Raw genomic sequence first — 18,880 nt, 5'->3', positions numbered from 1 at the left:
GCTCGGAAGTTGGGGCGGTGCCAGTGCCTTATGTTTTACAGGCGTTCATCTATTGTTAAGGTTGGTTTTGATATTGTAAAAACTCACAAGGAAAAGGAGTAATTATTATGACAAAGTGCATTATTATCTTAAGTTTAGTATTCGGAACATTATCTGTTGAAGCTGTAGAGCGTCAAATAGGAAAAGAAGATCCAAGAGTCCGTGATGGAGCCCAATCTGGTTGGCATATGCAACAAGAGCGCCGCGCTGATAGACTTGACCGTGAAGGACGACACGAGAGAGCTAAAGAAACTCGAGAATGGTCTGAAAAAATGCGAAATAGATTTGGAAAATCAGCTCCTAATGTAGGTGCGGTAAAATGGAGACGTTAGCACCAAGATAAATAAAATGAAAAGCCTCTTAATTGAGGCTTTTTTATGCGTGTTATTCAGAGAATTTAGCGCAGACTCCTTTTTAGAATTTTACAGTACGAGGTGTTCAGCTTTTGATAATCAGTTGCTGGTTTCCTGCCCGCATATCAAAAGTAAATGGGTCAGAGTTAGTATATTTAGATAGTTCAAATCTTAGGATTTCCTATAGGAAGTTAATATGAAGCTCCCTATGGGGGGTAGGCAAACCATCTAATATAAAATAACTCTGACCCAATTCTTCAAATAAAAAAAACCAGAACAGAAGAGCGCTGCTCTGGCTAAGTGCTGCTAATTAACGGTGTGTGATACTGATAGTGTTACCCCAAAGAAACTGCGGTAGGCTCGTATCATGACATACCAGTCCCCAGCCTGAGCTGATGGGATGTTAACAGTTTCGTTATTACCGTTTCGATAAGGGCGATAATCGTACTGCGATTGAGTTGGGGCGGATCCATATCGAACGTATATGTCAGCGTCACCACCTCCACCTTGGATTGCAAGGATTAACTCAACGGTCTCGGCTGGCAAATCTCTTAATACAAAGTTTAATTCCTCGCCAGTGGCGGCAGATAAGTTGCTTATGATGTCGCCATTGGTAAGCTCTAGGGTGTCACCCCCATCAGAGCTGACTTCGATAACTTGGCTACTGACGGCTGTTGCGCCCTGATCATCTTCTACCATTAATGTCACGGTATAAGAGCCTTCGATAGAGTAAGCATAGATAGGATTCTCTTCATTGGATTCCGCTCCGTCCCCAAAGCTCCAGAGTCGAGAAACAATGCTTCCGTCTGCGTCAAAACTATCATCTGTAAATGAAACGCTAAGCCCACCTTTTGCATAGCTAAAGCCGGCAGTTGGTACTTCATTACCACCAAGTTCATAAGAAGCCGATAATGTTACCCCTGAAAAGCTTTGATAAGCTCTTATCATTAGGAACCATTCGCCGCTCTCTGGTGATGCTACGGTCACGGTTTCATTGTTGCCATTTCTGTAGGGGCGATAATCATATTGGCTAGTCGTTGGAGTCGAGCCATAGCGAACGTAGAGGTCAGCGTCGCCAGAACCACCATTTATTTTGAACTGAAGGTTTTCAGCACCTGCAGGAACGTTCATTTGATAATAGAGCTCATCATTTCTCGATGCTGATAAATTGTTTAATACAGCGCCGTTTTCTAATCCAGAACCGCCACCGTCGCCAGCAGTTACTGTTATTTCTTGATCGCTACTGTCAGTTAGACCATTACTATCAGTGACCGTAAGAGTGACATTGTAGCTTCCTGCTTGGCTATAAACATGAACTGGATTGGTTTCACTAGAACCGTTGCCATCACCAAAGCTCCATTCTCTGCTCGCTATAGATGCATTGCTGGCACTGCTGGTATCCGTAAAGTTTACGCTTAGATTATTCGCCGAGTAGGTAAAACTTGCGCTCGGTATTACTGCCGCTTCGTTTACAGTGACCAATTTACTGTTACTATCTGATTGGCCATCATTATCAGTAACCGTTAAGATCACATTGTAATTACCTGCTGCTGCGTAACTGTGAGAGGGGTTTTCTTGAGTTGATGATTGACCATCTCCAAATTCCCAGAAGTAGGAGTCAATGCTGCCATCGTTATCAATGCTATTATTGTTGAATTGTACATCGAGTTCGTCGGTTGAGAAGGAGAAGTCTGCTATCGGTGGTTCTGGCTGCGTCACTTCCTTGATCAACTCGCCGTCTCCGCTTCCCAACAACTGTTCGACTTTAGCGCCACCGAAATAGTAATCTGATGAATAGGTATCATTCATCATATCTTTTGCCCAATTGAGTGAAAAATCTTTTAAATAAGAAACATTCTTTTGAGCCGGCGCACCACATATAAACCTGAGTATGCCGCCGGTAGAACTGCCTTCCACATCGGTATGTTTGGAATTATCGGTCAACTTAATACCAACATATAAATCACTAAGTGCACGAAGTGGCTGCAAGGCATTATTGCTGGAGTTACATGAACTGGAGTTAGCAAGAATCGATAGTACAGGCAAACCGTTGTTAATAACGGCTTGTAAGTTAGCGTTCATGCCGTTGTTCGCATCCACTGGATCGAACAGTATCACGCCTCTCAAGCCATCGAAATTACGCTCCATCAGGCGACCACCTAAGTAACTCATAAAGAGCCCGCCAGCTGAGTGACCTGCAATTACTAAGTTATCCGGCAACTGGATTCCATTTGGTGGTGTTAGTGGGTTGTCGATCAAGTCGTCAGCCACATTTCGGGCTAGACTTCGATTTCCTCGCGTGACACTGCTATTGATAGTTAACACCATCAAGCCGTTATCCATATAAAATGTGGCGAGATCGTCTAGGTTATTTTTATTTCTTTGAAAACCATGTTGTAGCAACATCCAGCCTGTGGGTGGGTTGTCCGGTATATACCAGGTTCCTTGCCGACTCCCTCCGAGGTCGACGGACTGATTGATTTTTTCCCCAGCTATAGTTATGCCTGCTAAGCAAAACTGAAATACTATTATTAATAGTAAAAATTTATTCTTGCGCATTGATTAATGCCTCCCATTATTGGTTTTATGGTGTTGGTATTCATTAATTATTGATTTATATATGGATGTTTTTTTAGCCATACGAATACTCGGCAATTAATCTACGTGATTAGCGGGTTAAATGTTTGTCGCAAAATCTCAGTTAGTAGACAAGGAATTTCAGCATTCTTGAGAGGCTAATGGTGTTAACAGTTGCAATTATGCATAAATACTAGGCTTAAAGTGCTAGGTGTTGACTGAAAGTGCCACAACAAATCTTGCATTTTGATTAGTTCGTCACTGATATTTTCGTTGACCATAAGCGGGACACTAGTAACAATGATGAAAAATTAAAAGAATAAACAGAAAGTATAATGAACCTAATCAAAGGTATTATAAAGTACATAGGCATACTGGGGATTGCTTTATTTGCCCAAGCTTCGCACTCTGTCAATTCGTTATTAGAGCAAGCTAGAGCATTACAGAATCACGATCCTTTAAAGGCCATCCAGCTCTTGAAAACTCACGACTACAGCTTAGAGACTAGTTCTGAGCAGGTGTTTTTTGATGCGCATGTACTATTGGCAGAATTACTCCTAAAAACCGAGAAGTTTAATCACGCTAACCAAGTGGTAGATATATTAGAGACCCGTTACTCCGAAGAGCAAAGTTTTCAGCCTAGGTTAGCAATTTTGAAAAGCCATGTTTTAATAATTCGACAAAAAACTGAAAAGGTAATGTCATTATTAACACCCTTTAAAGAATTATATACGAGTGAAGGGCAGCCGGAGCTTAATGCTTGGTATTTGTTCCTCGTTGGTTCATTGCAAGTGAGAGATTATAACTTTGCAGAAGCGATGAGGAATTTGACCGAAGCTCTTGATAAATCACGCCAGTATAAAATGCTTGATCTAGAATTATCCATTCAGAATGAGTTGGTACAAATTTTTTACTACACAAAAAAATACAGTAAAGCGATTGAGCTTAGTGACGAGCTATTGAGTTTTTCTAAAACGATTAAGGATCAATATTTAGAAGTCGGTGTTTTGTCTGACAAGATGAATATTTACTATTTGTGGGCTGTTGAAATTTATAACAAGCTTCCTCCGGAAGTTGCTGCTCAAAATGAAGATTATCGACGTTATATGGATGAAAGTAATCGCTTGCAACAAGAGCTGATGCAACTTTCAAAGGAAATAGGTGCTTATAGAACAATGATAAAGGGATTGATTATCAGTCTAAATAATAAGTTAACAGAGAATAAGTATCGTGAAGCTGTTGCTATTGGAGAGCGTGTTCTAAAAGTAGCTGACGAACAGAATCTAATGTACTCAATGGCAATAACTTCAAACAACATGGCTATAGCCTATCGAGAAATCGGAGAGTTTGATAAAAGCATTGAGAAACTAAAAGATGCAGAAAATTATTATAAAGAAATTCAAGATATTCAATCGTTGACCTGGGTGTATGAAGATTACACCCTGACATATCAAAAAGCAGGTGACTTTGAACAAGCCTTTAGTTATCAAAAGAAGTATCAAAGTGCGTTATTAGAGTTAATGAAGAAGACCAGTGAGCAATCTTTAGTGGCTTTACAGGAAGAGTATGCTGATAAAGAAAAATCTCAGAAAATTTTGCGTTTAACGCAACAGTCGGCCATCGATGCTCAACGAATACAAACGGAGAAAATGAAAATTTGGATTTTAGTGTTAGTGCTTATTGCATTTTCCTTGATTGCGTTAGCCTTGGCTCAAAAAAGAAAGAATCTTAAAAAATTGCTCAACCAAGAAGCGGAACTTAACCAGCGTATTACGGAAGTTAATGAAGCTAAACAAAGATTTTTTAATAACCTATCACATGAGTTTAAAACGGCTCTAACCTTATCCATAAGTCCAATTAAACAATTTTTAGCCGACAATCAAGAACAGCCAGCTGTATCGCTAGAGTCAGCTTTAAATAATAATTTACATATGATGGCATTATTAGATGAAGTTTTAGATATTAAGAAAATGGATAGCAAATCGTTGCCCATGATGGTGTCTAAAATTAACTTTAAGCAGGCTATAGACTCTTGTCTTAATCGTTTTCAATATCAGTTGTCAGAGAAGAATATGTTTGTTGAAAAAGAGGGTTTTTCTGACGATCTCAATTTGTATTTTGACCCCTCTCATCTAGAAAAAATTATCGCTAATATTCTTTCTAATGCCAGTAAGTACTGCGGTGATGATTGCAGATTGAGCTTAAGCTTGATTGAGCACAGTGAACATGTTGTTTTAGACTTGATCGACGATGGGCCTGGTATAGAAGCAGCTGAATTACCGCATGTGTTCACGCGGTTCTATCAAGGAAAGTTATCTGCTAGCAAACAAAAACCAGGAACTGGTATTGGCTTATCTATGGTTAAAGAGTTGATGGAAATGCATCACGGGGCAGCCGAGATCTCCAGCATCAATGGTGAGGGTTGTCAGGTTAAGTTAATCTTTAGGAAGGGGCATGATCATTATTCACAGCAAGTGTTAGCTAAAAGCAGAGCCTTTTTAGACAATAGTGCCATGGAGATCAATAGTCAGGTTTACTCATTAGAAGACAATGGTCGCCATGAAAATGATGATATTGAAAGTGTTGAGAATACTAAATTAATTTTAGTGGTCGACGACAATGCAGAAATTCGCAACTTACTTTGTGGCATATTACAGCCAGAATACAATGTGCTTGAAGCAGAAAATGGTCAGCAAGCTCTTTGCATTGCAGAACTTAAGCAACCTGATTTAATAATTGCTGATGTGATGATGCCGGAAATGAGTGGTTTTGATTTAACGACAAACTTACGAAAGAATGAAAAGCTGGCCCATATTTCTATTATGTTATTGACGGCCTTGTCCAAGAATGAACAACGTGTTCATGGCCTGTTAATAGGAGCAGACGATTACCTAACTAAACCTTTTGATAATGATGAGTTATTAGCGCGTGTGAGAAATCATCTTGCGCATAAAGAAAGAATTTCAACGCTACTGCTAAATCAATATAAAGAGTCTCTCGATAGTAAAGAATACCTCGAAAACTTTTCTGATCAACAAACTAGACGTAGTGAACAACTTGAACGCTTGATAACTGAAAATTTAGGGAAATGTGATTTTGATATTGAGCAAATGTATTCTGCTTTAAATATGACTCGTAGTTCCCTATATCGATATACGCAAAAAGTTTATAACTGTACACCAATGAATTTATTAAAAAAACGCCGTTTAGAAGTAGCCCATCAAATGCTTATAGAAACTGCTGGTAGCATTAGTGAAATCGCGTATGCGGTTGGTTATCAAAGTTTAGCTTCCTTTAGTCGTGCCTTTAGGCAGCATTATAAATATCCGCCCACTAAAGTAAAAAAAGCAATCCCGGATTCACAAGAGCAAACAGTAACACAAGAAGCCATTTAATAACCAAACCAGGTACAATATAAATAAGCATGCTGTGTTTTTACATAGTTATACTCAAGGAATGGTTAAAATGTCATTCCAGCGACTGGTGTAATGAGCGGATAAGGAATTAGCGCGCATCGCCCACTTTTTGCTGAAGCCTAAGCTAGCGAATTTTGCCATATCTTTACCGTAGCGCTGATTGATATTATCAAGACTCTGCATTAATTCTGGACGGCGTTTTAATGGCACAAATAAATCCGATTGATGTCCTGTACTAGAACTGATCCCCATTAGCATTACGCCAGCTTTTTTATACTTAATGTTGGGCGAGTAAATTCGCTGTAAACCTTGTTCAATGGCTTGAATAAACAAGCCTGTATCATCGGTAGCTTCTGTGAATTTTAAAGTGATTTGTGGCTGGTATTGGTAGTTTCTATCTTGATGATTTTTTTTAGCATAGAGGTATAAAGTTATCGCGCTTGCTAATGAATTTTGGTTGCGTAATTTCTCACAACACCGAGTAGCATGGTAACTTAAAGCTTCTTTAAGATCGTAATAATTAGTCATGGCTTTGCCAAATGAGCGCGAGTTTAATATGGATTTTTTTGCCTGCGGCATGGTTTCAAAATTTAAACAAGGCTGTCCGCGTAACTCTAAAACGGTTCGTTCCATATTAACGGAAAACATTCTTTGTAAAACTTTAAAGTCAGCATTATGCAGATCCCAAGCGGTGTTGATAGTTTGATGTCTAAGTTTCACCGATAACTTAGATCCGATCCCCCATATTTTATGTACTGGTATTTGCTTTAAAACCCATTGGCGTTGCTGAGGGCAGCATAAATCGATAACACCATGTGTGGATTTTTTATGTTTTTTTGCATAATGATTAGCGACCTTTGCTAATGTTTTGGTTGGTGCTAAGCCAATACAGGTGGGTAGCGATAAAGTCCGCCTTAATTCTTGAGTAATATGCTGACAATGCTTGACTAAATCTTCTTTAAAGCCCTCAAAGCACATAAAAGATTCGTCCACCGAGTAGGGTGCGACTTGATCGCAAAACTGCCTAAGAAGCTGATTAAAGCGATTAGACATGTCGCCATATAAGCCATAGTTGGATGAGAAGGTGATGACCTTGTTTCTTTCAATAATAGATTTTGCTTCATGATAAGGCACTGCCATTTTTATACCGAGCGCCTTAGCTTCATCAGAGAGCGATATAATGCAACCGTCATTATTGCTTAATACGATAACTGGTTTATCGGCTAGATCAGGTCTAAATATGCGCTCACAAGAAACATAAAAGCTGTTTACATCGCAAAGAGCGTAAATTTTTTCAGGTTGATTATTCATCTTTAGTAATGTTTAAAAGTTGCGTGCTAGACCGGTAACCACGCCCCAAATGGTAAGTTGATGCTCACCAGTAATTAAAATATCCGAATAAGCAGGGTTTTCTGCTTGTAAACGCAGTTTGCCTTTAGTTTTAAGGCGTTTAACCGTGAACTCATTGTCCAGCAAAGCCACTACGATATCGCCGTCTTGAGCGTGTTGAGAGCGGTCAATAACCAAAATGTCATCTTCGAAAATCCCTGCGTTAATCATGGAGTCACCTTCGACTCGGGCAAAAAAAGTGGTAGCCGGGTTTTTAATTAAAAGCTGATCGAGACTTAATGAGTCTTCCATATGCTCATCGACTACCCCAGGAAAGCCCGCTGAGACCTTGCCTGAATAGTAGGGGACTTCAGAGTAGTCACCAGCAGGTGAAAAAATTGATACTTTGCTCATTGGCTATACGAAATACTGTGATTAAATACAGAATATCACATTCGATTATCAGCCTCTCGAACTTTCTGAAAGATCCGTTTAGCACCTTAAAAAGCATACAAATGACTGGTTGCTATGCTATAATCGCAACCCGAATTTTCAAGAGATTTGGTTGCTTTTTAAGCGATCAGGGCTTAAATAAAGACACTAAGAATATAACGAGGACTTTTAGCGTGTTAGAAGCATATCGTAAGCATGTTGCAGAAAGAGCCGAGCAGGGTATTCCTGCATTGCCATTAAGTGCCGAACAGGTCAGTGGCTTAATCGAATTACTAAAAAATCCACCAGCGGGTGAAGAAGAGTTTTTGGTTGATTTATTAACCAATCGTGTTCCGCCAGGTGTTGATGAAGCTGCTTACGTAAAAGCTGGTTTCCTGTCAGCTATCGCTAAAGGCGAAGCTTCTTCACCGCTAGTGTCTAAAGAGCGTGCGGTTAAATTATTAGGCACTATGTTAGGCGGTTATAACATTGTGACTTTGGTTGAGTTACTTGATGATTCTGAATTGGCTGAGTTGGCAGGCGAGCAATTAAAGCACACTTTGTTAATGTTTGACGCCTTCCATGATGTGGCTGAAAAGTCTAAAAATGGTAATGCGATAGCAGCAGCAGTGGTTCAATCATGGGCTGACGCTGAATGGTTCAAGTCTAAAGATGCTTTAGCTGACAAAATTTCATTAACGGTGTTTAAAGTTCCTGGTGAAACCAATACGGATGACTTATCGCCAGCGCAAGATGCTTGGTCGCGTCCTGATATTCCTTTGCATGCTTTAGCAATGCTTAAGAATGAACGAGAGGGTATCGATCCTGACAAGCAAGGTGAAATTGGTCCAATTAAGTTAATTGATGAATTGGAAGCACGCGGCTATCCGCTAGTGTATGTGGGCGATGTTGTGGGCACAGGTTCATCGCGCAAGTCTGCGACTAACTCTGTCTTATGGTACATGGGTGACGATATACCACACGTACCGAATAAGCGTGATGGAGGCTTCTGCTTTGGTGGCAATATAGCACCAATTTTCTTTAATACAATGGAAGATGCCGGCGCTTTACCCATTGAAATGGACGTTTCTAAAATGAATATGGGCGATTTAGTTCATGTTTACCCATACGCAGGTAAAGTCGAGAATGATGCTGGTGAAGTAATTTCGACCTTTGAGTTAAAAACTGATGTCTTATTAGACGAGGTTCAAGCTGGCGGCCGTATCCCACTAATTATTGGTCGCGGTCTAACCGCGCGCGCTCGCGAATTTTTAGGTATGCCAGCGGCAGATTTCTTCCGCAAGCCGGATGCAGTAGAAGTATCGACTAAGGGCTTTACTTTGGCGCAAAAAATGGTGGGTCAAGCTTGTGGTGTTGAAGGCGTGCGCCCTGGTCAATATTGTGAGCCGAAGATGACCACCGTAGGTTCACAGGATACTACTGGACCTATGACTCGTGACGAACTTAAAGATTTAGCTTGTTTAGGTTTCTCTGCAGATTTAGTCATGCAGTCTTTCTGTCATACTGCTGCTTATCCAAAGCCAGTTGATATCGATACACAGCATAATTTGCCAGATTTTATTATGAATCGTGGCGGTGTTTCATTACGTCCTGGCGATGGTATTATCCACTCTTGGTTAAATCGTATGTTGCTTCCAGATACAGTAGGTACTGGCGGTGATTCGCATACTCGTTTTCCACTAGGTATTTCATTCCCTGCTGGTTCCGGCTTAGTTGCATTTGCTGCCGCGACAGGCGTTATGCCATTGGATATGCCTGAGTCTGTATTGGTCAAGTTTACTGGTGAAATGCAACCAGGTATTACTTTGCGTGATTTAGTCCATGCGATTCCTTATCAAGCCATTAAAGATGGTTACTTAACCGTTGAAAAAGCTGGCAAGAAAAATATCTTCTCTGGTCGTATTTTAGAAATTGAAGGTCTTGGCGACTTAACTGCTGAGCAGGCATTCGAGCTTTCTGATGCTTCAGCTGAGCGTTCAGCTGCGGGCTGTACTATTGAGATGAGTGAAGCGTCTGTGTCTGAATACTTAAGCTCTAACGTTGTTCTATTAAAGTGGATGATGGCGAATGGTTATGGCGATGAGCGTACCATTGGTCGTCGTGTAGCTAAGATGGAAGAGTGGTTAGCCAATCCAAGCTTGATGAAAGCCGATAAAGATGCTGAGTATGAAGCTGTTATCGAAATCAATATGAGCGAATTAAAAGAGCCTGTATTGTGTGCGCCGAATGATCCAGATGATGCACGCTTATTATCAGAAGTGGCTGGCGATAAGATTGATGAAGTCTTTATTGGGTCGTGTATGACGAACATTGGTCACTTCCGCGCGGCGTCTAAATTATTAGAAACAGTTGAAGCGGGAACTTTGCAAACACGCCTTTGGATTGCGCCGCCAACAAAAATGGATGAACACCAACTGATGGAAGAAGGGCATTACAATATCTTTGGTCGTTCAGGTGCACGTTTAGAAATGCCAGGCTGCTCTTTGTGTATGGGTAACCAAGCACGAGTAGCGCCTAAATCAACCGTGGTTTCAACTTCTACTCGTAACTTCCCAAATCGTTTAGGGCAGGGTGCTAATGTTTATTTGGCTTCTGCTGAATTGGCAGCTATTTCTGCTTTGTTGGGCAAACTACCGACTCCTGAAGAGTATTTAGAGTACGCGTCTAAAATTGATTCGATGGCAGATGAAATCTACGTTTATATGAACTTCCACCAAATGGAAGAGTATAAAGAAAAAGCAAACCAAGTGACTATACCTGTTGAGAATAAAGTTACTGTTGGAGCTTAATCTCGCTTCGTGTAATACTAAGCCCACTTATTAGTGGGCTTTTTTATGGATGTACTTTATGATTTTAGTGTTTACTCCTATTTATGCAGCAATTCTTGCTCTTTTCATTCTTTTGTTAGCATATCAAGTCGTACTCATGCGCCGAAAAAAACGTATAGGGATTGGCGATAAAGGTGATCAAGAGCTAGCTCAAAAAATTCGTGTTCATGCTAATGCTATTGAGTATGTACCAATTGCTTTGTTGCTGATTGCATTTGTAGAAATTAATGGAGGATCTGCTATTTGGGTAAATATTTCTGGTGCACTCTTAGTTCTTTCGAGAGTATTACACGCTTATGGTTTAGGTAAATCAATAGGCATTAGTAAAGGCCGTTTTTACGGTACGCTTATTACATGGATGGTTATATTATCCAATGCTTTAACAATTTTAATAAATAGTTTGGCTAATTTATAAATTTATACAGACTTATTTATATCAACCGTTTTAATGGATTTAGGTAAAGCATGGGTATCGTAAGTTGCTAGCATTTCCTTAAAAGAAATCGCTTTATTGAAATGATAGCCTTGATAGTATTGGCAGTCGATTGAGCGTAAGTATTCAAGTTGAGCTTCTTCTTCTATGCCTTCTGCTAGAACAGTTAAACCTAAATCCTTGGCCATATTCACAATGGTTTTAACAATAGCTTGGCTACTTTTATCTTTTTCAATATCTTTAATGAATGAGCGATCTATCTTGAGTTTGTCCAAAGGTAACTGGTTTAAATAACTTAACGACGAGTAACCTGTACCGAAATCATCAATTGAAATTTTACACCCCAGCTTTTTAATCTCATTTAGTGTCTTTATTGAATCATCTATATCCTCAAAAATTACGGTTTCAGTTATTTCAAATTCAATGCTCTCAGCAGAGATTTTATACTGTTTGAGTAACTTCTTAATCAAAGGGACTAATTTAGGATCTTTTATTTGCACTACTGAAAGATTAATCCCTAGAAATACATCTTTTAATGAAGTTGCTTGCAGTTTTTGAAAATCTTTAAAGGCTTGCTCGATAACCCAATAACCGATAGAAATAATAAGGTTGTTTTCTTCAGCTGCTGGTATGAAGTCATTAGGGTAAATAATTCCATGCTTATTATTTGTCCAACGAATAAGTACTTCAAAGCCAATAGGACTTATCCCTTCGTGAGAAAACTGCGGTTGATAAAAAAGTTCAAACTCATGGTTATTAATAGCATTTTGTAATTCATTATTAATAAGGTGCTTATGGAATACGGCTGTTTCCATGTCGCTAGTAAAACGTATAATGCTATCATTTTCATTGAGCTTAGCTTGTAGCATCGCAGCTTCTGCGCGAGGTATAAGATTGATTACATTTTTACCATCAAATGGATAAATGACGACACCAATGCTAGCTGAAATATAAAGTGAGCTACCATTAATATTAATAGGAGCCCCGATAACTTCTTGTACTTTATTAGCAACTTTAAAAGCGGTGTCGTGTGCTTCATGTGGCTTTATGGATAGTTCATTTAGTTGAACCACGAAGGTATCAGAACTTAACCGTGCTAACGTATCACCGACTTTAATCAAGCCTGAAATTCTATCAGCTATTTTCTTTAGTAATTGATCGCCAAGCTTAACTCCATGCTTGTGATTGAAGGTTTTAAAATCATCTAAGTCGATTAATAAAATTGCGCCGCTATAACCTTGGCGAACTGAGAGGGCAAGTGATTGTTTCAACCGGTCATTGAGTAATATTCTATTGGGTAATTGAGTGAGTGGGTCGTGATACGACATATGCTCAATTTGCTTTTCATATTGCTTTGAAGCTGTTACATCAACAGCAACCCCAACCACAGAGTTTGAGTCAGTAGAGCTACTCACAAAAGGAACTTTTATTAAATTGAAATAGGTTTCTTCACCAGTAGCACTCCGCGTCTTTATTTCGCTTTGATAACTCTGAGAGCCTTCGTTAAGTAATGCCTGATCTCCTCCAAAAAGAGCTGCGCTTACTTGATGATTTTTCAATAAATGCTTTTTTGGTAGCGTTTCATAATCTTGCGAGTTAACGCCACAAAATTCTGTGGCATATTTATTTATTAAGAATATTTCATCTTTGTCATTTGCCGCATAAATAAAGTGAGGTATTAAGTCGATAATCTGACGAGTTTGTTCACTTTGTCTTTTTAGTGTAGCGGTTTGCTTTTTTACCTGCTGCCTTAATAAGTAAGAAATGAAAATGCTGGCAAAGAAAAGTCCAAGGAATAATAAAATTACTGAGGTTATCCAACTTGGCAAATTAGAAGAGTTATGCGTATCTAACCATTTCTTATGGGCCGAATAGTATGCCGATGATTTATCATTACGCCAATTAATTACATAGGCATCAATGGTTTTAATAAGCTCTGAGTTAGTTCCTTTAGGAACACCGAATAAAGTTTTCTTAGGGTTATAAATGATACTGGTTGGTGCAATATCAAATCTTTCCAGGTAATCATGCCCAACCCAGTTGCCTGCAACCACGCCATCAACTTTATTGTCTTGTAATAATCTAAAGGCTATATCAAAATTAATTACTTCTTTTATGTTGCAGTTTACCCCGAAAGTTTCACAGAGCTCTACGAAAGCAAGACCGTGAATTTCATTTTTTAAAACAGCCACTTCTTTATTTTCTAAATCCATGACACTTTGAAAGGTATCTTTCTGAGAGGCATAAACCTGGCCCCAGCCAGTCATGAAGTTTTCACTGCTATAGTCTATGAATTGAGTTCGCTCTTCTTTAAAAGCTACAAAGGGTAAAAGATCAATATCTCCAATTTTGACTCTTTCTAGCAAGCCATTCCAAGAGTCTGGTACCCATGTTATTCGCCAGTTTTCTTCTTCGGCAACAGCTTCTAAATAATCAACCATAAGTCCTTTAGGCGCTTCTCCTTCTTCTAAAATAATAATCGGTGGAGAGTTAAAAGCTCCTATACGAAGTTCTTTACTGGGCTTAAATAGCTGCAAAGTCGAATTGCTAGCATACGCTGAGGGTATAAACACTAGCGAGATCAGGATGAGCAGGTTTTTCATGGTGTTGTGGAGCAATTTCATATACACAGATTACTGTGTATTTATAGCTTATACAAGCAGTTGTAGTTTAAAATTAAGAGGCTTCCTAATAACAAAAAAGGGGCTTTAAGCCCCTTTTTTAAATTCTATCGAATGACAGTCATTTCTTTAATTAAATTATGAGCATCATCGATATGCTCCATAACCCATAGCATATAAGCACTCGATACGTGTATTCCGCGCTTAAGGTTTGGATCATAATCCCAATCGCCAATAATTGACTCATAGTTGCCATCAAAGACTAAACCAACGAATTCTGCTTTATCATTTAGAGTTGATGAACCTGAATTACCGCCGGTGATATCAACAGTGGTTAAATAGTTCACCTGCACGCTATCGAGTGATTTATCTAAATAGCGACCATATTCTCTCTCTTTAATAAGCTTGTTTTGAGCTTCTGGCGAGTTAAATGGCTCTTCACCGGTATGTTTAGCTAATAAACCCTCTAAAGTAGTAAATGGCATAGAATAAACGCCGTCTTTAGGAGAGTAGCCTTTAACGTTTCCATAGGTAACACGCAAAGTGCTATTGGCATCAGCATAAATGGGTTTACCTAAATAATCATAGTAATCAATCATGGCCGCCATATACTTAGGGCGTAGCTGTTGGAATTGACCTGAGCGTTGTTTACTCTTTAATTCGCGTTGATAGTTTTCATCATAAGTAGCAACTGCAAGTTGGATAAATGGATCGGTAGAATTTTTAAAATCTTCAACAGATTTATTCATCCAGTCTAAACGGGTTTTTTCATCGGTTAACTTGGTATTAGCAAACATCTGATTAAGAGTTTTGGCAAATTTGGCTGAATCCAATTTTTCACCAATGCCCATCGTTTTATCAAAACTTTTCACACGCTGTTCTAATGGTAGGGTGGCGTATTCGGTAATGAAATACTTATAGAGTTCTTTAGCAACTTTTTCATCCCAGCGGCGATTGAAGCGCTTTAGTCCTTCTTCAAAACGAGTCATATCACGCTCTTGATAACCAGGCTCTCGTTCTGTATCAGGCTTTTGCTTTTCAAGTGCCAAGCGGTATAAGTTGGCAGCGGTAGTACTTAAAGCGTCGCGGCTCATTGCCCAAAGTTTTAAATCAGTTTCTTGCTCTTTTTGGTCTTCTAGGATTAAAGCATTTAAAGCGTTTATAGAGTCACGATGCTTTTTGCTCATTTTCTTATCAGTATCCAACCAGTTAGCAAGGCTAGCTTCCAGCTTTGTTTTACGCTGTAAAAAATCGCCTTTACCATAACTTTCAATCATGCTGCCCCAGTTTTTTTCTACGTTATTAAGACTAGCTAAGGTTGAGGCATACTTAACACGAGCATCAGAGCCCTCTGGTGCATTTTTTTCGATGATATCAATATAGTTATGGACTACTTTTCTGAAAGTAGGGTAGTACCATTCAAATTGGTCCTTTACTTCTACGCTGGTTCTGTAACGGTTGGTGCTACCAGGGTAGCCTGCGATCATCACAAAATCACCATCTTGCACGCCATTAGCATTTACTTTCAAGAAATGCTTTGGTTGGTAAGGAACATTGTCTTCTGAATACTCAACCGGCTTACCGTCTTTGCTGACATAAGCGCGATAGAAAGAGAAATCACCGGTATGACGTGGCCACATCCAGTTATCAACGTCACCGCCATACTTACCGATAGCACCAGCTGGAGCATAGACTAAACGAACATCTTTAATTTCCATTTGCTTAATTAGGTAATACTCAAGGCCACCATGGAATGAACTGACTCGACAACGATAACCTTCCGCAGACTCGCAATCAGAAATTAATTGTTTACGGTTTTTTTCAATAGCTTTATAACGGTCGATACCACTTAAAGTATCTGCTAAATCCCCGATAACCTTATCGGTAACTTTGCTAACTTCTTCTGTGACGAAAACACGGCTGCCAGGAGCTGCTTTTAATTCTTCTTTAAGGGACTTGGCTAAAAAACCTTTTTCAATCAAATTATCTTCAGCCGTAGAGTTAAACTGAATGCTGCCATAAGTACAGTGATGATTTGTTGCAACCAATCCTTGTGGCGATAAAAATGCTGCAGAACATCCGCCAAGGCTGACAATGGCTCCCATCGGAAACTCAGTTAATTCAGTGAGATCATTTGGGTCTAATTTTAAACCGGCTTTTTTAAGTTCTTTTTTTAAACTTGGAAGTTGGTGTGGTTGCCACATGCCTTCATCGGCAATAGTTGTTTTTGTTACAGACAAAGCCATGGTAGACAAAGCTGCTGTTAATATTAGTTTTTTCATACGTTTTACCTGATTTGGTTCCCCCAGTTTAGTAGCTTAAATGTGCTAGTAATTTGTTACCTACATCATAGACAAAGCTGCATATTTTTATAGCTTAAAATTGTAACTGTCTATTAACTATTTGTTATAAAAAGACCAGCAAATAGCTGGTCTAAATCAAGTGCTTAAAACTAGTCTATAGAATAATAGCTTAGTTAAAATGTCATCTCGGGAATATCACCATTGACGACTAAATCAGCTTCGGTTAAAGCTTGAATTTCTTCTACACTAACACCAGGAGCTCTTTCTAATAAATGGAAAGCGCCATTTTTAATTTCCATAAAGGCTAATTCAGTAATGACTCGCTTAATACAGTTAGCGCCGGTAAGCGGCAAAGTACATTTCTTAAGGATTTTAGAAACGCCGTGCTTATTGGCATGAGTCATAGTAACGATAATGTTTTCAGCTCCGGCAACTAGATCCATAGCGCCGCCCATACCTTTAACCAATTTGCCAGGAATCATCCAAGAAGCGATAGAGCCTTCTTGATCAACTTCGAAAGCGCCAAGTACCGTTAGATCAACATGACCACCACGGATCATGGCAAAGCTTTCTGCTGAAGAAAAATAAGCAGCGCCAGTTACCGCAGTCACCGTTTGCTTGCCTGCGTTAATTAAATCTGGGTCGATAGTTTCTTCAGTTGGGAACTCGCCCATGCCCAATAAGCCATTTTCTGACTGAAGCATTACGTCCATATCTTCCGGAACGTAATTTGCAACTAGAGTAGGGATACCGATACCAAGATTGACGTAATAACCATCTTGGATTTCTTGCGCCACTCGCATGGCGATTTGATCACGTGTTAATGCCATTGTGCGCTCCTTATTCTTTCTCTGAAGATGGTTTAATGGTTCTTTGTTCGATACGCTTTTCAAAGTTGCCTTTGATCACGCGCTGAACATAAATACCGGGCGTATGAATATAATTAGGATCTAACTCGCCAGCTTCAACGATTTCTTCAACTTCTACTACGGTAATTTTACCCGCCGTCGCCATCATTGGGTTAAAGTTCATCGCCGTTTTACGGAAAATCAAGTTACCCATAGTATCGGCTTTCCAAGCCTTAACTAATGCAAAGTCAGCGGTTAATGATGGTTCTAAAACATAATTACGACCGTCAATTTCACGAGTTTCTTTACCATCGGCCACTTGAGTGCCGTAACCCGTTGCAGTAAAGAACGCTGGAATTCCAGCACCGCCCGCGCGGATTTTTTCGGCCAGTGTCCCTTGTGGCGTAAGAATCACTTCCATCTCACCAGAGAGTAATAACTTTTCAAATAATTCATTTTCACCAACGTAAGAGCCTATCATAGTAGAGATTTGGCGTTTTTCTAACCACTTACCCAAACCAAAGCCATCCACACCAGCATTGTTTGAAATCGCAGTTAAGCCTGTAGAGCCAAGCTTGTTCACTTGCTCAATCAAACCCTCTGGAATACCACACAGGCCAAAGCCCCCGACCATCACGGTCATATTGTCTGTAAAGCCCGCTAAGGCTTCTTCGTAACTTGTTACGACTTTATTAAAACCTGACATTTTCAGTCCTCGTTTAAATTTCTATATAAAATTCTTTATTTCACTGCTCTTTTGGATAGCAAAGCATTTGCCGCATTGGATACAGGCTTTCTGCCGAGCACATCAGAAATGAATACACCGGCATCCACTAACTTGTCTAAATCGATACCTGTTTCAATACCTAATCCATTAAGCATATAAACCACATCTTCAGTAGCAACATTACCAGTAGCACCTGGAGCGTAAGGGCAGCCACCAATTCCAGCGACTGACGAATCAATGGTTGATACTCCTAACTCTAAGCAAGCATACAAGTTGGCTAATGCTTGACCATAGGTATCATGAAAGTGGCAAGCTAAATGATTAATAGGTACGTATTTAGCCACTTCTTTTATCATGGCTTGCGCTTTGCTAGGTGTGCCCGTACCGATAGTATCGCCCAAAGAAATTTCATAGCATCCTAGGTCATATAAAGCTTTAGCAACTTCGGCAACTTTTTCTGCTGCTATATCACCTTCAAATGGGCAACCTAAAACACAAGAAACATAACCGCGTACTAAAACACTGTTTTCTTTGGCAGCTTCCATTACAGGTTTAAAACTCTCTATCGATTCTGCAATAGAACAATTAATGTTTTTTTGTGAAAAGCTTTCCGAAGCAGCGGCAAAAACGGCAACTTCTTTTGCATCTCCTGCTAAAGCACCTTCAAATCCCTTCAGGTTCGGTGTTAGCACTGGAAACATCACATCGTCAGAGTTTAGTTTTTTCAACCCCAACATTATTTCATGATGATCGGCCATTTGCGGAACCCACTTAGGCGAAACAAAAGCGGTGGCTTCAATGTTTTTTTCGCCAGCATTTATCAAACGCTGGATCAGTTCTAACTTTACTTCAGTTGAAACTGGTTGCTTTTCATTTTGTAAACCGTCTCTTGGCCCCATCTCTACAATTTTGACATGGGGGGGCAGGATAGGTTTTTCAGAAACCATGACCAT

12 protein-coding genes are annotated in these 18,880 nt (G+C 39.6%); 4 read left to right on the top strand and 8 right to left on the bottom strand.

What is annotated here, in order from left to right:
• Positions 1 to 107: 107 nt before the first annotated feature.
• Positions 108 to 371 carry a hypothetical protein gene (locus tag GJS41_RS02605; RefSeq protein WP_154245774.1) on the top strand — a complete coding sequence of 88 codons (264 nt, stop codon included), beginning with the start codon at positions 108 to 110 and terminating at the stop codon, positions 369 to 371.
• A gap of 327 nt (positions 372 to 698) precedes the next feature.
• Here the strand turns inward: GJS41_RS02605 and GJS41_RS11610 are convergent, their stop codons facing one another.
• A complete protein-coding gene (locus GJS41_RS11610) occupies positions 699 to 2,951 on the bottom strand; it encodes a PKD domain-containing protein (protein ID WP_154245773.1) in 2,253 nt (750 codons plus the stop codon).
• Between the two features lie 353 nt (positions 2,952 to 3,304).
• Between GJS41_RS11610 and GJS41_RS02595 the strand changes: the two genes are divergently transcribed.
• Positions 3,305 to 6,364 (top strand): response regulator, encoded by a 3,060-nt coding sequence (locus GJS41_RS02595; RefSeq protein WP_154245772.1) that lies wholly within the window; start codon positions 3,305 to 3,307, stop codon positions 6,362 to 6,364.
• A 54-nt stretch (positions 6,365 to 6,418) separates the two neighbouring features.
• On the opposite strand, the gene GJS41_RS02590 is transcribed toward GJS41_RS02595, so the two are convergent.
• Both GJS41_RS02590 and GJS41_RS02585 read right to left on the bottom strand, forming a co-directional pair.
• On the bottom strand, positions 6,419 to 7,696 hold the full coding sequence (locus tag GJS41_RS02590; protein WP_154245771.1) for a Y-family DNA polymerase: 1,278 nt from the start codon (positions 7,694 to 7,696) through the stop codon (positions 6,419 to 6,421).
• A 12-nt stretch (positions 7,697 to 7,708) separates the two neighbouring features.
• Positions 7,709 to 8,128 carry a LexA family transcriptional regulator gene (locus GJS41_RS02585; protein WP_154245770.1) on the bottom strand — a complete coding sequence of 140 codons (420 nt, stop codon included), beginning with the start codon at positions 8,126 to 8,128 and terminating at the stop codon, positions 7,709 to 7,711.
• 212 nt (positions 8,129 to 8,340) lie between these two features.
• Between GJS41_RS02585 and acnB the strand changes: the two genes are divergently transcribed.
• Positions 8,341 to 10,956 carry a bifunctional aconitate hydratase 2/2-methylisocitrate dehydratase gene (acnB, locus tag GJS41_RS02580; protein ID WP_370515601.1) on the top strand — a complete coding sequence of 872 codons (2,616 nt, stop codon included), beginning with the start codon at positions 8,341 to 8,343 and terminating at the stop codon, positions 10,954 to 10,956.
• Between the two features lie 58 nt (positions 10,957 to 11,014).
• On the top strand, positions 11,015 to 11,410 hold the full coding sequence (locus tag GJS41_RS02575) for an MAPEG family protein (RefSeq protein ID WP_154245768.1): 396 nt from the start codon (positions 11,015 to 11,017) through the stop codon (positions 11,408 to 11,410).
• 2 nt (positions 11,411 to 11,412) lie between these two features.
• On the opposite strand, the gene GJS41_RS02570 is transcribed toward GJS41_RS02575, so the two are convergent.
• The 5 genes from GJS41_RS02570 to GJS41_RS02550 all read right to left on the bottom strand — a co-directional run bounded on the left by GJS41_RS02570 (position 11,413) and on the right by GJS41_RS02550 (position 18,880).
• Positions 11,413 to 13,965: an EAL domain-containing protein gene (locus GJS41_RS02570; RefSeq protein WP_195758320.1), complete on the bottom strand. Its 2,553-nt coding sequence runs from the start codon at positions 13,963 to 13,965 to the stop codon at positions 11,413 to 11,415.
• A 191-nt stretch (positions 13,966 to 14,156) separates the two neighbouring features.
• Complete coding sequence (locus tag GJS41_RS02565; RefSeq protein ID WP_154245766.1) at positions 14,157 to 16,331, bottom strand: S46 family peptidase; 2,175 nt, start codon at positions 16,329 to 16,331, stop codon at positions 14,157 to 14,159.
• 194 nt (positions 16,332 to 16,525) lie between these two features.
• Positions 16,526 to 17,182, bottom strand: coding sequence for a CoA transferase subunit B (locus GJS41_RS02560; RefSeq protein WP_154245765.1), 657 nt, complete (start codon positions 17,180 to 17,182; stop codon positions 16,526 to 16,528).
• Between the two features lie 10 nt (positions 17,183 to 17,192).
• Positions 17,193 to 17,906: a CoA transferase subunit A gene (locus GJS41_RS02555; protein ID WP_154245764.1), complete on the bottom strand. Its 714-nt coding sequence runs from the start codon at positions 17,904 to 17,906 to the stop codon at positions 17,193 to 17,195.
• Positions 17,907 to 17,941: 35 nt separating this feature from the next.
• Entirely contained in the window at positions 17,942 to 18,880 is a 939-nt protein-coding gene (locus GJS41_RS02550) for a hydroxymethylglutaryl-CoA lyase (protein ID WP_154245763.1), read from the bottom strand.

Source organism: Kangiella sp. HZ709, assembly GCF_009674675.1.
GTDB lineage: Bacteria > Pseudomonadota > Gammaproteobacteria > Enterobacterales > Kangiellaceae > Kangiella.
Note: the sequence above shows the minus strand (reverse complement) of the source record. Positions and strands in the feature narration are given on the sequence as shown.

Coding starts and splice junctions, on each gene's coding strand:
- GJS41_RS02590 (WP_154245771.1), bottom strand. CDS start 7,696: ATGAATAATCAACCTGAAAAAATTTACGCTCTTTGCGATGTAAACAGC.
- GJS41_RS02575 (WP_154245768.1), top strand. CDS start 11,015: ATGATTTTAGTGTTTACTCCTATTTATGCAGCAATTCTTGCTCTTTTC.
- GJS41_RS02595 (WP_154245772.1), top strand. CDS start 3,305: ATGAACCTAATCAAAGGTATTATAAAGTACATAGGCATACTGGGGATT.
- GJS41_RS02555 (WP_154245764.1), bottom strand. CDS start 17,906: ATGTCAGGTTTTAATAAAGTCGTAACAAGTTACGAAGAAGCCTTAGCG.
- GJS41_RS11610 (WP_154245773.1), bottom strand. CDS start 2,951: ATGCGCAAGAATAAATTTTTACTATTAATAATAGTATTTCAGTTTTGC.
- GJS41_RS02565 (WP_154245766.1), bottom strand. CDS start 16,331: ATGAAAAAACTAATATTAACAGCAGCTTTGTCTACCATGGCTTTGTCT.
- GJS41_RS02550 (WP_154245763.1), bottom strand. CDS start 18,880: ATGGTCATGGTTTCTGAAAAACCTATCCTGCCCCCCCATGTCAAAATT.
- GJS41_RS02605 (WP_154245774.1), top strand. CDS start 108: ATGACAAAGTGCATTATTATCTTAAGTTTAGTATTCGGAACATTATCT.
- GJS41_RS02585 (WP_154245770.1), bottom strand. CDS start 8,128: ATGAGCAAAGTATCAATTTTTTCACCTGCTGGTGACTACTCTGAAGTC.
- GJS41_RS02560 (WP_154245765.1), bottom strand. CDS start 17,182: ATGGCATTAACACGTGATCAAATCGCCATGCGAGTGGCGCAAGAAATC.